Genomic DNA, 15,443 nt, shown 5'->3' with positions numbered 1-15,443 from the left:
ACCCTCTCTTAAAAACTTTTTAAAAGATTCCCAGCAGCTTTTTCCTGGCCGGTTTTGGTTCATCCCTGTAAATACTATGATTGTTAACTATTAGCTGGGCGTTTTCCCGAAGATAGTACGTGATATGGGTTCCGTGCTTTTTTCCAATTTCTTCATAGGCCTCCCCTAAATGGAACCCTCGAGTCGAAGTATTATGAGCGTCGGATGCTACAAAGTGTGTCCAATGATTTCGGATAATTTTATGAGAAAAAGACTTAACATTCCTGCCGAACCTGCCGATAATACTACTAGCCGTAATTTGAGTTAATGCTCCCTCTTTGACGAGGTCATATAAAACGTGAGGATTTTCCATCAGCTCGCTGTTGCGTTCCGGGTGGACGATGATCGGCGTGATGTCTTTCAGCATGCATTCGTAAACAATGTGATTGGTGTATGAAGGTACTGTATGGAATGGAAGTTCGATTAGTATGTATTTGCCAAGGTCATTTAACGTGAGTAATTGATTATTTTCCAAATCTTCCAAAAACTCAGCGTAGATTCTGATCTCCTGGCCGGGTAAAATGGTTAGAGGGATTTTGCTATGTATGAGTGCTTCGTTTAGTTGTTTTGTCTTATGCAGAATGGCTTGTTTGCTATTTTCATATTTTCCGTTTCTGTGATGCGGAGTTGCAAATAATGTTGTAATACCGCCGTGGACGGCGCTCTTTGCCATCTCCAGGCTGGCTGCCAGATCAGGCGCCCCATCATCGGCCTGTGGTAAGATGTGACTATGGACATCAATCAATAGTCCTACTCCCTTTCTAAAAAAAGGGCAAAAGAACCAAACTCTTTTTTGAAAATGGTTCCTTTTACCATAAAATCAATCTGCTTCCTATGTTAGCATAATTATCCAGTCTAACAAGAGGGTTATTTTGTCGAACTCTTTATTTTTTGTTATTCCCCCCCGTAATAATAGTAGTAATTTGTCGAATTCGACTCTTTTCCGTTTAGGACGACACCTAAAATCTTCGCATTCGCGTTCTCCAGCAATTCCTTCGCCTTTAACGCTTCATCTTTTTCCGTTTGCCCGCTGCTCGTGACCAGAACCACTCCATCACAATGACTCGAAAGAACCTGTGCATCCGTTACAGCCAATACTGGCGGTGAATCAAATAGGACATAATCATACTTTTGGCTTGCATCCTCGACCATCATTTCCATTGCCTTTGAATTGAGGAGTTCGGACGGATTGGGCGGGATCGGACCGCTCGGCAGCACGAACAGCTCCTCCACTTTTGTTCTCTGGACAGCATCATCCAGCGAGAGCTGTCTTGTTAAAACGTTGGTGATTCCATGGATGTTGCTCACTTTGAACGTATAGTGAACTGTCGGTTTTCTTAAGTCTCCATCCACAAGCAATACACTTTTCCCTTGCTGAGCCAGCACGACAGCCAGATTGGCGACGGTAGTCGATTTCCCTTCCGCCGGGCCTGCTGATGTAACCATGAGAACACGGTTTTCGTGATCGACTGACGAAAATTGAATGTTCGTGCGAATCGTCCGGTATTGTTCCGAGATCGGCGACTTTGGATTGTTGTGCGTAATTAAGCTTCTTTGTGTGAGATTACTGATCGCTTTGCGCAGTTTACGGCTCAATGGTAGTTCCTCCTACAGCGTTATACGGCTTTTCTTTGATAAGCGTTGTCTTTTTCATCAACCAGTGTCATTTTCGGGATGGTTCCCAATACAGGAAGACCAAGGAAATGTTCGATATCCTGTTCGGATTTCAATGTGTTATCCAGGTATTCCAGCAAGAATGCGAGGCCAACTCCGGTCATCAATCCGACAACGAGGGCGATCGCCATGTTCAGCTTGGCATTCGGTTTGACCGGTGAATCGGATAGATCGGCAGGTGACAGAATACTGACGTTGTCGATATCCATGATGTTGGGAATTTCTGTTTTAAACGTGTGTGAAATACCGTTCGCGATTCTTGCGGCTAGTGCCGGATCAGGATCCTGAACCGTTACGTTCATGATTTGCGTGTCCTGTTCGCTGTTGATGGTGAGCTGGTTGTTCAGATCGGCTACGGATTGTTTGAGGTCTAAATGCTGGATGACTTTTGAAAGAATGGCAGGACTTTTTATAATCACACTATAGGTATTGACCATTTGTACGTTGGTTTGTACTTGATTGTAATCCAGGGCTTGTTGTTTATCGGGCTTTTGCTGGTTTACAAGAATTTGCGTGGAAGATTGGTAGATTGGGGTTAATACGAAATATGAAACTGCACCGCTTATGGCAACGGCCACGATTGTAATAAGAGCAATAAGCCGTATCCTCTTACGAATCGTCTGGTAGATCTCTTTTAAACTTATCGTTTCCTCCATAACGCCCTCCAAATGAACTATGTAGAATTTTCAGATAAGATGTATTATAGCACAGCGCTTTGGAATTTAAATACATATTTTATTGATTACGGAAATTAATTGTAAAAATATGTTTTAACTTAATGATTTTACAAGATAGTAAATTACCGTATTATCAGTGTATTTTCGTGCTTGTTAATCTCTTGTTTAAGTTTTAGAAAATAGTTTTAGAACAGCTAATTTTCATTCGATAAATATTTCACTAACTGTAACCTTTTGTCTACTTTTGGTGAATCTATTTCCCTTTAATAGGAAATATGATTTAATTATGTTTACATTTTATTACCAAATTTTAGGTCAATTGGAGGACGAAGCAATGCCTGACATCCAAGTCGTCATGGTCATGCCCAAAAAAAGACCGCACATCACAGAGATCCTCAATACTTCGAAAGAGTTTGAGGAAATCGTAGGCGGTCCGGTCGACATCTTAAGTTTTCACCAGCAGCATTACAAGATTGTATGTAACATTGAGGAAGGATACGACCTTACATACAATAAAAAAGCACCATCCAGCACGTTCTTTATCGCCAAATACCAAGGGCAATTCGAAAGTCTGAGTGATGCGGAAACCGAAGAAATAAAGGATGTACTAAAATTCAAGATGAAGAAATGGAAGTAACAGCAGTCCTGCCTATGATTAATCTGCTTATAAGTATTGAAGAAGGTGCCGGTCCGCGCCTTCTTTTCCTTTTGGCTACTTAGCTTTTTGCTGTCTCAGTAACTGCCTCCTTATTCTCCGGTAATGCTTTTCACAGCTCCCTTTGCAGAAGTGCGGCTTGCCGCAGCCTTCCACTTGGCAAACCCGGGTGATCATCGTGACCGCCGGATTACCGTGCCTGGCCCACCGCTTATAGTGCATGTGGCAGAGGCTCCTCGCTTTGGCTTCCTTCTCACAATCTTTCATGACGCAGATCTTCATCCTGGTTATCACCCTATTTCTTCGTTGATAACCTTAATATCGGTCGTTGTTACTACTTTTTTACCAATATATCCTATTATTTTTTAATTATTTAAATGATTAAAATAATGGATGACAAAGAACACCAACGCCCACAAAGGTAGGGATAATCCCAGTCCCCACATACATCCTTTAATAAAACCCATCTCTTCTCTCATAGCTGCACTTCCGATCCTTTTGTACTACCTTCATGGTAACCCATCTAGTAAAAAAGATGTATTGGGAAAATCCATGTCTTCTGGTGTTGAATAGTGGATGGTATGCGGGTATACTTTCCCAAGTGATTGAGAGATTAGTGCCAGGCACCGACGTTACACAAGTGTGTAATTGCGGTGCCTGGCACCATATTTTGTTTAAAACCATTTTTTTATAGACATTCTTTAGCACGGCTAAATCTTTTCCCATTCGCCAACAACCATGTACAAGGCTCCGCGCTTCCTATGACAGAACTCTCAACAATTGTACGGTGAGCACTTTATAAAGTATGCAGACAAGCAATGAGTGCTTGTGTAAGTGCCACCGATTCTATCAATTTCTCTATTAAATTTTGATAGATTACTGACAGAGCGTAACAGGGCTTAAACCTTTAGGGCACGGAGCGTTTGGTGGTAAACTTAAAATAGATTCAGTTTTTAAAAACTCGTTCCATGAGGAGGCGTTTGTATGAGTTCTTACCTTTTTGATCAACTGCGTTTTGTCAGATCCAGCACACTGAAATTGGTTGACGGTCTGGAGAATGAACGTTCCGAAATCATTCCAGCTCCCTTAAACAACCATATCAAATGGAATCTTGGACATATTTATTTCATCCACGAGAGAAATGCGTTTCAATTCGTAAAGGAAAAGGAAGATTGGATCATGCCTGAGTCCTTTCCGTCGCTATTCAGCCCTGGCACGAAGCCGGCAAACAGACAAAAGATGCCGGTAGACTTTTCAGAGATCGTGCATTTAATGGAAAATCAGATCGACCGGATAGAAACCACATTCAAGGAACGGTTAAAAGAAAAGACAGAACCCTATACTACTTCCATGGGACTGCACCTTTCCACCGTCGAAGAATTTTTAAGCTGCTGCCTGTATCATGAGGGCATGCATTTGGAGAGAATTAATGTGATTAGAAAGCTTCTAACTTAGCATAATGGACCTGAACAGGTTCAGGTCCACTTTATATAAAAATGCTCTCTAAAAGATTGTTGCTGTGAGAACTTTTTTTAAAAAGCTTCATTGACAAGTTGATTGGAGTGGAAGGTGCGAGACTCCTGCGGGACGCGCGTGACAGGTGAAACCCGCAAGCGCTTGCGCTGAGGGGTTCAGCGCACGCCCCGCGGAAAGCGAGCAGCCTGAAACGGAAATCAACCCTTCCAAGAACAACAAAGGTTAACCCTATAAAAAAGGAGATTGAAATGATAAATCAAACAGGATCTAAGGAAGCAGGATGGAACTTGGATAATAGTTATGCCCGTCTGCCGGAGCTGTTTTTTTCCGTGATCGAGCCGAACCCCGTCCAGTCGCCAAAGCTGGTCATTCTGAATCGGACGCTGGCAAAATCATTGGGACTGGATGCTGAAGCCCTTGAAACAAAAGAGGGAGTTGATGTATTGGCCGGCAAACGGGTTCCGAAAGGCTCTTCGCCTTTGGCCCAGGCTTATGCGGGCCATCAGTTTGGAAACTTTACCATGCTGGGGGACGGCCGCGCCTTGCTGATCGGTGAGCAGCTGACCCCGAATGGTGAGCGGTTCGATATCCAGCTTAAAGGATCCGGCAGAACACCGTACTCCCGCGGGGGCGATGGCCGGGCTGCACTTGGACCGATGCTGCGGGAATACATCATCAGTGAAGCCATGCACGGGCTTGGCATCCCTACCACCCGCAGTCTGGCTGTAGTAACAACCGGTGAGCCCATCTATCGCGAGACCGAACTGCCAGGTGCGATCATGACCCGTGTGGCTTCGAGCCATCTGCGTGTAGGCACTTTTGAATACGCTTATCAATGGGGTACAGCCTCAGACCTCAAGGCTTTGGCGGACTATGCCCTTGATCGTCACTTTTCAGACGTCGAGAAAAAAGAAAATCCTTACCTTACTCTGCTTGAAGAAGTGATCAAACGCCAGGCCAAGCTGATCGCTCAATGGCAATTGGCCGGCTTCATCCATGGAGTGATGAACACCGACAACATGTCTATCTGCGGAGAAACGATCGATTATGGCCCTTGCGCCTTTATGGATGATTTTGCTTCGGATACGGTCTTCAGCTCGATCGACATTCAGGGCCGCTATGCTTATGGCAATCAGCCGAGCATTGGCGTATGGAACCTTGCACGTTTTGCAGAAACTCTGCTTCCCCTGCTTGATAAAGAACAGGAGAAGGCGATCGAGCTGGCAGAGAATGCCCTTTCGACATTTAAAGAGTGGTTTCATAACCACTGGCAGAGCGGCATGAGGTCCAAGCTCGGATTGTTTGGTGAAGAGAAGCAGGATGAAGCTTTGATTGGTGAATTGCTTCATCTGATGGAAAAGCACCGTGCGGACTACACCAATACGTTCCTTGCTTTAACGTTCGATCGAAAGGAAGATCATGCTCTTTTTGATGACCAGGAGTTTACTAAGTGGCGGGAAAAATGGCAGGCGAGGCGGGAAAAGCAGTCTGAATCAATGGCTGATTCCGTGCAGCTGATGAAAAACAGCAATCCTGCGGTCATTCCCCGTAACCACCGAGTAGAAGAGGCGTTGGAGGCTGCTGTAGAACAGGAAGATTACAGCGTGATGGAAAAGCTTCTTAATGTTCTTACAAACCCGTTCGCGCACACAGCGGAACAGGCTGAATACTCGACTCTGCCACCAGAAGACGGGCAGTGCTATAAGACGTATTGCGGGACTTGATTTAGTTTAAAGCTAAATAGACATCCTTAAAAGGAGGCTGACACCCGAAACTCATTTAATGTGAGCATCAGGATCAGCCTCCTTCATTTTTTAAGTAATTTATTCAACCGTTTCCGCTTCTAAATGAGGGACGGTAATTTCAAAGCCAGCCTGGGATTTATAAGATAATGAACCTTCAATCGTCCCATACACTGTAACTGTATCATCTTTTATAAAAGGTGTTGTGCCTGAGTAGGTTACATAGACTATATCGTTAATATCATAACCATAAGAGGCTTTCGTAACGGCTAAACGGATATCAGTGGAGCCATCTTTCTCCATTATTTGAACGATCTGACCTTGGAATTTAACAAAATCCCCTTTAAAGGTATCAGGATTCTTCTCCAGTTCGCCGTACCGTATCGTTTTGGCACTTTGCTTTCTTTCTTGCTCTTCCTGCTTTTTAAGGCTTTCATCATACTTTTCTACTTCTTCTTTCGTATGGGCATTTGTAATTTTTATTTTACCCAAGTGATAAAACCCCATATTATAATGCTTGCCATCAGGGACAATCTCACCCTTTAATACTTTGTAATTTTGATGAAATGTATTGTAATGACCGTATTTTTCAGGAAACTTCAGGTTGTTTGCTGTATCAACATAAACAGTTGCGGATACTTCATAGTTTCCATTTTCGATAAGGTAATATTCTTCTCCCATTTTTACAGTGAATTTTCCGTCTTTAACTTTTCCCCCGCCACCATACGTTTCATCCGTATCTTTGTCTTCAATACCTACACCGACCTCGGTACCGTCATTCAAATTCGTTTTTCCAGAAAACACAACGGTATCTTTAGCTTTATCATAGGTCACCTGCTCTTGCTTTATATATAAGGTTTTCTTTTTCACAGGCTTCACCTCTTTCTTGGAAGCCTGTTTATGATCTGTTCCACTTACCGGCACTGTATTGATGCTCATACATGAAAAAATGAAGGCAATAACAAAGGATAGAATCATATAACCTACCCATTTCATAAACTCATTGTCACCCATATAAGCTTTAATAGCTAAAAATAAGAAAAATATTCCAACCATAACACTAATGGTTGTAAAAAAAGTAAACATCGTCTGTATTCCCCCTGATGACTATTAAATTGTATCTGAATAATTTTACACCTAAACTATCATTTGCGAATATATTTTTGAAGAATTACCTTATATTAATAAAATTTCTTTTTATTTACTTTTGTTTATTTCCTGAAGCCCACGAAAGTATAGTAATACGGCGTTGCCGAAGAACCGTTCACTTCTGCTTCAGGTTCGACAGTGCAGGAAAGTGTTCCTCTCACAATATAAAAGTAAGTGAAAATCATTCTTGTAAGCGATTTTACTCCTATAAAACATTATTAGGAGGAGCGTTTTCACCAAGATAAATATAATTGATGGGTAATACAGTTGAATACATCTACAACAAAAAAACGGCCCTGAACATCATCGGGACCGTTCTTATTATTATTTTTTTATTTTTCAGTTAATGAATCCAACATCTCACTCAAACATAGTTCCGCACACGCCATCGATGTCATCTTAACGATATCTCCCTCTACTAGCGCGCCATATGAGAATTCGACGACGGTGAAAGGCATAGTATTCTCCGTTCACTTTTACCGGGAAGATAAGGACATCCTTATTTTCAGGCGCGGAGATCATGCTGTGGTGTTCAATGGTTTTGAAGGTTTTTGTGGAAATCATCGACTCTTCCACCCCAACCGGTAAGCAGGCACTGAAGTAGATATAATACGTCTCATCGATCTTGGTAAATGGCATTTAAGGAGAGGAAAGCAGTCTAAATGTCATTCTTTGAAGAACAGCAACCCCACTGTCATTCTACACAACCACCAGGTGAAAGAATTACTCGTAGCTGCCGTTAATTAGGATAATTATATCGCGATGAAGAAGTTACTTTTTATCCTTTCAAATCCTTACGCAGATACCTCTAAGCAAGTGGAATACTCCATACTGACTAAAGACGACAGGCAGTGTTATAAGACGTAATGCAGGACTTGATTTTGTAACTTTTATCATCATGGAGGACCTTTATGCTGAAACATTCATCATGCCGCCATTCTTTATTCAGACTATGCGAAATCCGAGCATTTTTATGTCGAAGTACTCGCCTTGACGTTATCAAGAAATATATAGGGCTGTACGGGATTGGTTAATTCTTTTAAAATATCCGATTCCTTTAGGAGTCGGATTTTGTTTTGTCAAAAACTTTTTTTGTATAGTTTTGTAGAAAAGTATTTGTGGAAATTATTGGAGCATTCAGGTTACTATGGTAATAGTTTTAATTACCTAAAAGGGAGAGTTGAGATGAATAAAAAAGGGATATTTTCACTAGTAGGTGCAGGATTATTAGCTTCTTCACTTTCGGTAAACTCCGTACACGCGCAAACCAATCAATATGAGGGAACAAAACAGGCACTAACTAACCAAATCCTGAATCAACCATCCATGAAACAAGGATACCTTCATTCTCACACACTGGCTTCATTCAAAAGGCAGGCTTCCCATCGGTTAGACGGCATGAAATCCCTTCAATCGCTCAAAGGTATACAGACAAACCGCAGCCATTCGATCAGTCTGAAAGGTGAAGGCGATGTGGATTTTGTGCTGGAGTCTGAGCCTAACGATGATTTTCCACTAGCCAACACGATGTCATTAAACGAAGGCATGGCTGGCCAGTTGCTCCCTGACTATGATGTTGACGTTTATTCTATAAAATTACCAAAAGGAATATTCCTAACAGCAGGCGCAGCCGTATCTGCAACGTCAGATTACTCCAACATCGATCTGCTGTACGCTGCAGCCGAATATAATTTTGAAGAGAACGGTAACCTGAAACCCTTAGACGCAGCGTATGAAGACGGTGTTCTCTATGAAGCTTATCAAGTGAATAAAGCTGGAACCTACTACATAGGTGCTCTAGATAACGATGAGGGGGCGTTCATGAACACTTCCGATGACGCTTATGTCTTATTGGGTCAGATGGCAGATACGACGGCACCGGCTAAGCCAATCGTGAACAAAATAGACAATAACGACAAGGTCATTACAGGAAAAGCTGAAGCGAATTCAGCTGTAACCGTGAAAGCCGGCAGTAAAACGCTTAAATCGGCAAAAGTTTCATCCAAGGGAACCTTCTCTGTTAGCATTCCTGTTCAAAAAGCAGGGACGAAATTATCAGTTACAGCTACTGATGCCGCAGGAAACGTTAGTGCAGCCACAACGGTAACCGTAATCGATGTCGTTCCGCCAGGCAAGCCAAAAATTAACAGAGTGGATGACAACGATAAGGTGGTAAAAGGTACTGCGGAGAGCAATTCAACAGTTTATGTGAAAGTTAAAGGTAAAACGATTGGATCCGCAAAAGCCGACGCTAAAGGACATTATTCAGTGAAGATCAAGGCGCAGAAGAAAGGCACCAAGATCTCTGCAGTCGCAAAAGACAAGGCTGGGAATGTGAGCGCAGCTGCCACGACTACTGTTGTAAAACACTAAACTTATTAAAAGTACCCACTTTCCGTTTGTAATCGGCTTGAGTATATAAAAAACCTTCAAGAATTTATAAAAAAGGCTGTCCAGAAAATCAGTAGAAACTGACCTTCTGGCAGGCTTTTTCATGCAAATTCTTTTAGTAGCTTGTTGCTTTTGGGAGAATTTCTTTAATGAACCTTCATTGACAAGTTGATTGGAGTGCAAGGTGCGAGACTACTCCTCGAAAATGAATTTCACATTTTCTTCGTGCGATATAACGCTGCCGAAGCCTTCCTTGTCCTGCGGGACGAGCGTGACAGGTGAGACCCGCAGGCGCTGGCGCCGGTAAGGCTCAGCGCACGCCCCGCGAAAGTAGGCGTTTACGCCGGTAAAAGCGGGCATCCTGAAACGGAAATCAACCACTCCCAAGAGCAGCAAAAGTTACGAAAACAGCCTAAAGAAAAGAACGGCCCTGAACTTTTCAGGACCGTTCTTTTTATTATTTTTCAGTTAATGATGCCAAAATCTCACTCAAACTGAGCTCCGCACACGCCATCGACGTATCCGACACACCGTAATACATCTTCACGGTATCACCTTCCACCAACGCACCGCAGGAGAACACGACGTTGCCGAAGAAGCCGTTCACTTCGTAGTCTGCTTCTGGCTCAAGGATCGGAGTCTCCGAACGGGCGATAACTTTGGACGGGTCGTTGAGGTCGAGCAGGACAGCACCCATGCAATAGCGGTTGTCTGTTGTGGCACCATGGTACAGCTCGAGCCAGCCTTTTTCCGTCTTGATCGGAACGGCGCCTCCGCCGATTCGTCCATCATCCCACATGCCATCACGCAATCCGAGCAAGTATTTATGGTTGCCCCAGTGAAAGAGATCTGGCGACTCAGCGATCCAAATCTCCGGCGCGCCCGTGCTTTTTGGTACCGGGCGATGAAGAGCGTAGTATTTTCCGTTCACTTTTTCCGGGAAGATGAGGACATCCTTATTTTCCGGCGCAAAGATCATGCCATGGTGCTCCACGTTTTTAAAATCTTTCGTTGAGACGAGCGATTCTCCTACTCCGACAGGTGAAACCGCACTGTAATAGATATAGTACGTGTCCTCGATCTTTGTGATCCTCGGGTCTTCAATGCCGAACGTTTCGAGGTCGTTGGACGGATAGATGAACGGCTCGGGATCTATGGTGAACTCCCGCCCGTCCTTACTCCTTGCAATCCTTAGATAGGATAAAGAAGTTAAGTAGACAAATTGCTCCGAGCCGGCTTTCCGAATCACACGCGGATCTTCGAAATCATACCTTTCATCAGACAGCTGAAGCTCCAGGATCTCGAGTTCATTTTTTTCCACATTAAAAACGGGAGCCTTCACGATCTCAGGGTCCTCGCTCACCGGGCGTTCGGCTACACGCAGAAGCATGATGACTTCATCCTTGTACTGGGCGATGCCGGCGTTAAAGGCACCGATCACTTCAAAGTCCAGACGGTGAGGTTTAACATCACTAGGTGTTACTAAGGGGTTCTGATCATATCGATATACATTCATGCTGCAGTCTCCTTATCTCTCATAGGGTAGGAACGGGTCTTGAATCGTCAGCTTATGGGCCTCTGCGTCACTGATGCCGGCGTACAAGTCGGCGGTGCCGTCTTCCTTCCGCACCAAGCCGCCGCTGAACACCACATCCACCAAGTCAGGGCGCTTTGACGCTCCTTCCAAAAAGTCATCTCTTACGGCGATCAGTTCGATATCCGAGTGCTCTCCTGTTTTCGGGTCCAAGATAAACCGCATCGGGTAATAATGGCGGTTGCCTTCCGAATCAAAGCTCGCGATGTGGCCAAGCACGCCAATTAATCCGCTGGAGAGGATATGCAGCTCGTTTGCCCCTCCCCACTCCTCGTCTGTAAACTGATTTTCCAAGAGCGGTGCGTTTTCGACGGCCGCAAGCGTCAGGTCATCCAAGGAAGGAACCAGCGTGAAGCCGATCTTCCCTCTTCCGCCTTTTTCGCCTTGAGGCCTTGTGAAAACAGCGATGGATCCGTTCAACAGCTCGGCAATCCGCAAGTCCTTCATGCCATCCGGCCCTTTGAAGAACTCTTGAAGAGTATTGATGCTGCTTCCTTTATAAAAAACAGTCCGCCAGCCGAGGGCGTTTTCGATACTTGGATGCGGAAAGGTCTGCACGCCGCCTAGGACGAGATCGCCAGCGATGCGTGTAATGAATGGATCCTGAAGCTGATAGATTGTTGCTCCCTCTCTCGGAACCCATGTCTCCCCTGCTTTTATGAAAAAATAAACTTCCGATTTCTCACTGTCACGCGCCTCTACTCTGCCAGCGATGACCAGCTCGCCATCGTCTTCAAACGGTGCGGTAATGTTGTATACGTCATTGTTGCCGACGCCCTCAAACAGCAGTTTTTCGGGATCTCCGGGCTTATCTTTTTTCTCGTAGCCGGAAAGCAGTTCGCTGCATGTTTTTACGTTGGATTTAACTAATTCCAAAGGATTGTCCCTCCTTATTTCAGTGTGAATTGCATGCCTTCTTTAAACTTTTTGGCAAAGAACAGGAACAGGATGATGATCGGCACGGTAAGGATCACGGATGCCGCATACATCGGTCCCGGATAGCCGCCGTATGGCCCGAACATCTGCGACAGAAGCACGTTCAGGGTCAGCATGTTGTCGCTTTTGACCACGAGCATATCCCAGAGGAGCTCGGTCCAGCGTTCCATGAACAGGAAGAGAAAGACAACGATCGTGATCGACTTCGACATCGGCAGGATGATCCGGAAGATGATTTGCCAGTCGGACGCGCCGTCCAGTTTAGCCGCTTCAATAAACGTGTCGGGTATTGCCCGGAAAAAGTTCGTGTACATGAAGACGGCCCACAGACTCAGTGCTTTCGGAAGGATCATCGCCCAGTAGGAGTCGTACAGCCCCAAGCGCTGGATGATGAGGAACGTCGGCACGAGCAGGATGATCGCCGGGAAAAACATTTGAAACAGGATGGCGTTGTTCAGGAAATTCCGCCCGCGGAACTGAAGCTTGGCGAGCGAGTAAGCCACGATGATACCGGTCACCATCATGAGAGCCGTGGACCCGGTTGAAACGATCAAACTGTTGAAAAAGGCACGGATCCATGGCCGCGGTTCAGCGGACTGGCCCCCGCTCAGCAGCCATTCATATGACCGGAGCGAGAAGTGAGACGGAATAAGGGTTCGGTCCACCTGGTTCCAGTCGGCGAACGAGTTCAGGACCATATAGAGGTACGGAAAAACCATGACGAACAGCAGCAGAAACGCGATGATATAACGGATGATGAGCGTATTTTTCTTATGTCCAACCATTTCGTTTCCCCCACATTTCTAAAAATTTTCGAATGATAAAGATCGAGATGAACGTAACGACGGACGCGATGAGCGCAACGGCGGATGCATAGCCGGCGGACAGGTTCTGGAACGCCTGCTTGTAGATCTCCATCTGCCACGTGTTGGTCGCGAAGTTCGGCCCTCCGCCTGTCAGCTGGTATACCTCGGTAAAAATCCCGAAGGTCACGCCGATCGAAAGGATGAGTGTCGTAAAAAGAGCCGGGTACAGCAGCGGCAAGGTAATTCTCCAAAAGCGCTGCCAGCCGTTTACGCCATCGATGGCTGCCGCTTCGTAAATTTCTTTGGAAATTGATTCAAAGCCTGACGTTAAGATGAGCGCGTAGTAGCCGGTAAACTTCCAGGCCATGATTATGGAAACGACCAGGAGGGCTGAAAACGGTGTTCCGAGCCAGTTCACGTCAAGTCCGAACGAGCTGCGCAAGAATGTGTTGACCGGGCTGTTGTACGAAAGAAATCCTTTTACGATAAAGGAAGATACAACGCCGGATGCCAGGTACGGCAGGAAGAAGCCGATCAGGAACAAGCCTTTGAACCGCGGCAAACCGTGAACTACGAGCGCCACGATCAGTGAGGACGCGATGACCATCGGCACGAACACGATCATGAACTTGAACGTGACAATAAATGCGGCATGAACGCCCGGGCTTTGCAGTGCTTTAATGAAGTTGTCAAAGCCGACATGATGAAAAACAGGAGCGATCAAATTCCAGTCGGTGATCGACAGATAGAACGACCAGCCGAGCGGAATCAGGAAAAAGATCAGCCCATATAAAAGGTAAGGACTGGCGAATAGCCAGCCCAATCTGTTATTATGCTTGGTTCTCATTACTTGAGATCCCCCTCAATGGCCTGCTTCATCTTTTCCCAGCCTTTCTTCGGCTGTACTTCCCCTTTTACTACAGGGTTGACGGCATATTGGCCAATATAGGTTTGAAGTTCGTTGTATTTCGCGTTATCAATGGACGGCACGGCGTTCGGAATGGCCTCTGCGTAGGGCTTGAGCGCAGGATTCTTGTCAAAGATCGCTTTGAACGAATCGTTGGACGCCAAATCGTCGCGTGCAGGCGGAAGGTTCGTTTTCTCCATCCATTTCACATCATTTTCAGGTTTTGAATACACCCATTTCATGAATTCCATCGCTGCTTTTTTCTCGTTTTCAGGAGCGGAGGAATAGATCACAAGACCTTTTGTATCAGCAAATGTGGATACATCTTTTGTGCTGGCTCCGTCCGGCACTGGCGGTGTTGACAAGGCGAACGTTTCATTGAATTTCATCTCCGGGAACTTCTCTGCCCAGTAAGAAAGTGTCCACGGTCCGATGTCAGTGAAGATGCCGAGTCCTGTTTCGAACGGATCCTTCGACTGCTTGGTAAGGATGCCTTTTTCCTTGCGGATGTCATTCATGAAGTTCAGCACATCCACTCCGGCTTTATCGTCAGCCACAAGCTTGCTTCCTTCTATAAAATTGTTGCCTTGTGACGCAGCGTCATAAAGCATGAAGAAGTCAAACCAGCGCTTCCAGGCGGTCGGATCGGCAAGGTCAGGCTTTGCCCACAAGTATTTATCCGGGTATTTCGCTTTTAGTTTTTTCGTTACATCGAGTACTTCGCTGTATGTTTTTGGCGGCTCGTTGTACCCCAGTTTTTTCAGGATATCGAGTCTCCAGCCGAACAGCATGGCGTTGGAGTAGATCGGCAATACGTATTGGTTGCCGTCAGAGAACTTCCAGCCTTTGATCGTGTTGTTCATATTGCGTGATTTGATGATGTCATTGTAGCCATCAAGCTTGTTCAGAGGTTCGATCGCTTTGCTTTCCGCCAGCTGTGCCGCGAATCCGCGGTTGATGTTCTCGGACATCGTCGGTGCTTCCTTACCTGCGATTGCGGATTGGATGCTCGCTTCTGAAGTCGGGCTTTCCTTGATCGGGCTTACTTTTATCTTGATTTTCGGGTGATCTTTTTCAAACGCTTTGGCTGTTTCTTTCCAGTACGCTTGCTGCGGCGGGTTTGGTGCTGCCCAGAACTCAATCGTGGTGGTGCCGTTCTTTGATGAATCTTCACTTGCCGGGTTTCCGGTCGAACAGGCTGACAGTGCAGAAACCGTTAATGACGCTCCAAGCAAAAGTGATGCGGCCTTCTTCATTTTCATCACAATATCCCCCAATACGATAGTTTGAGTAAGCGCTGTCATTTCCTATGAAAAAATTTTGCGCTTGCTCGGTCGAAAAAACATTACTTTTTATTCTATTTGTAACTTTGTAATGTGATTAATAACCTTACAATT

General features: G+C 45.2%; 15 protein-coding genes and 1 pseudogene. 4 read left to right on the top strand and 12 right to left on the bottom strand.

Annotated features, from left to right (window positions below; genetic code table 11):
* Positions 1-19 precede the first annotated feature (19 nt).
* The 3 genes from OKX00_RS02265 to OKX00_RS02255 form a co-directional block, all read right to left on the bottom strand.
* A complete protein-coding gene (locus OKX00_RS02265; RefSeq protein WP_265409239.1) occupies positions 20-784 on the bottom strand; it encodes a tyrosine-protein phosphatase in 765 nt (254 codons plus the stop codon).
* Between the two features lie 149 nt (positions 785-933).
* Positions 934-1,635 (bottom strand): CpsD/CapB family tyrosine-protein kinase, encoded by a 702-nt coding sequence (locus OKX00_RS02260; protein WP_265409238.1) that lies wholly within the window; start codon positions 1,633-1,635, stop codon positions 934-936.
* A gap of 20 nt (positions 1,636-1,655) precedes the next feature.
* Positions 1,656-2,369 carry a YveK family protein gene (locus OKX00_RS02255; protein WP_265409237.1) on the bottom strand — a complete coding sequence of 238 codons (714 nt, stop codon included), beginning with the start codon at positions 2,367-2,369 and terminating at the stop codon, positions 1,656-1,658.
* 355 nt (positions 2,370-2,724) lie between these two features.
* Here OKX00_RS02255 and OKX00_RS02250 point away from each other — a divergent pair, with 355 nt between their 5' ends.
* Positions 2,725-3,027: a DUF3846 domain-containing protein gene (locus tag OKX00_RS02250; RefSeq protein ID WP_265409236.1), complete on the top strand. Its 303-nt coding sequence runs from the start codon at positions 2,725-2,727 to the stop codon at positions 3,025-3,027.
* 75 nt (positions 3,028-3,102) lie between these two features.
* Here OKX00_RS02250 and OKX00_RS02245 read toward each other — a convergent pair whose 3' ends face one another.
* Positions 3,103-3,327: a hypothetical protein gene (locus tag OKX00_RS02245; RefSeq protein ID WP_265409235.1), complete on the bottom strand. Its 225-nt coding sequence runs from the start codon at positions 3,325-3,327 to the stop codon at positions 3,103-3,105.
* Between the two features lie 702 nt (positions 3,328-4,029).
* Between OKX00_RS02245 and OKX00_RS02240 the strand changes: the two genes are divergently transcribed.
* The gene (locus tag OKX00_RS02240) at positions 4,030-4,500 is read left to right on the top strand and encodes a DinB family protein (protein ID WP_265409234.1); all 471 of its coding nucleotides are present in this window, start codon (positions 4,030-4,032) and stop codon (positions 4,498-4,500) included.
* Positions 4,501-4,769: 269 nt separating this feature from the next.
* Positions 4,770-6,245: a protein adenylyltransferase SelO gene (locus OKX00_RS02235; protein WP_265409233.1), complete on the top strand. Its 1,476-nt coding sequence runs from the start codon at positions 4,770-4,772 to the stop codon at positions 6,243-6,245.
* Positions 6,246-6,344: 99 nt separating this feature from the next.
* Here OKX00_RS02235 and OKX00_RS02230 read toward each other — a convergent pair whose 3' ends face one another.
* Both OKX00_RS02230 and OKX00_RS23285 read right to left on the bottom strand, forming a co-directional pair.
* The gene (locus tag OKX00_RS02230; protein ID WP_265409232.1) at positions 6,345-7,349 is read right to left on the bottom strand and encodes a Slp family lipoprotein; all 1,005 of its coding nucleotides are present in this window, start codon (positions 7,347-7,349) and stop codon (positions 6,345-6,347) included.
* A 507-nt stretch (positions 7,350-7,856) separates the two neighbouring features.
* A pseudogene (locus OKX00_RS23285) lies at positions 7,857-8,042 on the bottom strand (glycosidase); the annotation flags it as partial.
* 555 nt (positions 8,043-8,597) lie between these two features.
* On the opposite strand from OKX00_RS23285, the gene OKX00_RS02220 reads away from it, so the two are divergent.
* On the top strand, positions 8,598-9,785 hold the full coding sequence (locus OKX00_RS02220; protein WP_265409231.1) for an Ig-like domain-containing protein: 1,188 nt from the start codon (positions 8,598-8,600) through the stop codon (positions 9,783-9,785).
* A 210-nt stretch (positions 9,786-9,995) separates the two neighbouring features.
* On the opposite strand, the gene OKX00_RS02215 is transcribed toward OKX00_RS02220, so the two are convergent.
* The 6 genes from OKX00_RS02215 to OKX00_RS02190 form a co-directional block, all read right to left on the bottom strand.
* Entirely contained in the window at positions 9,996-10,199 is a 204-nt protein-coding gene (locus OKX00_RS02215; protein ID WP_265409230.1) for a hypothetical protein, read from the bottom strand.
* A 61-nt stretch (positions 10,200-10,260) separates the two neighbouring features.
* Positions 10,261-11,319 carry a BtaManbiosPhlase gene (locus tag OKX00_RS02210; protein WP_265409229.1) on the bottom strand — a complete coding sequence of 353 codons (1,059 nt, stop codon included), beginning with the start codon at positions 11,317-11,319 and terminating at the stop codon, positions 10,261-10,263.
* Between the two features lie 12 nt (positions 11,320-11,331).
* Complete coding sequence (locus tag OKX00_RS02205) at positions 11,332-12,273, bottom strand: MTP-1 family protein (RefSeq protein ID WP_265409228.1); 942 nt, start codon at positions 12,271-12,273, stop codon at positions 11,332-11,334.
* A gap of 14 nt (positions 12,274-12,287) precedes the next feature.
* Entirely contained in the window at positions 12,288-13,118 is an 831-nt protein-coding gene (locus tag OKX00_RS02200) for a carbohydrate ABC transporter permease (protein ID WP_053356626.1), read from the bottom strand.
* Positions 13,105-13,986 carry a carbohydrate ABC transporter permease gene (locus tag OKX00_RS02195; protein WP_053356625.1) on the bottom strand — a complete coding sequence of 294 codons (882 nt, stop codon included), beginning with the start codon at positions 13,984-13,986 and terminating at the stop codon, positions 13,105-13,107. Before OKX00_RS02195 ends, OKX00_RS02200 begins: the two co-directional genes overlap by 14 nt.
* Complete coding sequence (locus tag OKX00_RS02190) at positions 13,986-15,308, bottom strand: ABC transporter substrate-binding protein (protein WP_265409227.1); 1,323 nt, start codon at positions 15,306-15,308, stop codon at positions 13,986-13,988. Before OKX00_RS02190 ends, OKX00_RS02195 begins: the two co-directional genes overlap by 1 nt.
* Positions 15,309-15,443 lie beyond the last annotated feature (135 nt).

Source organism: Fictibacillus sp. KU28468 (assembly GCF_026153615.1).
GTDB lineage: Bacteria > Bacillota > Bacilli > Bacillales > Fictibacillaceae > Fictibacillus_C > Fictibacillus_C marinisediminis.
The sequence above is the reverse complement of the archived record's forward strand: the minus strand, read 5'-3'. Positions and strand labels throughout refer to the sequence as shown.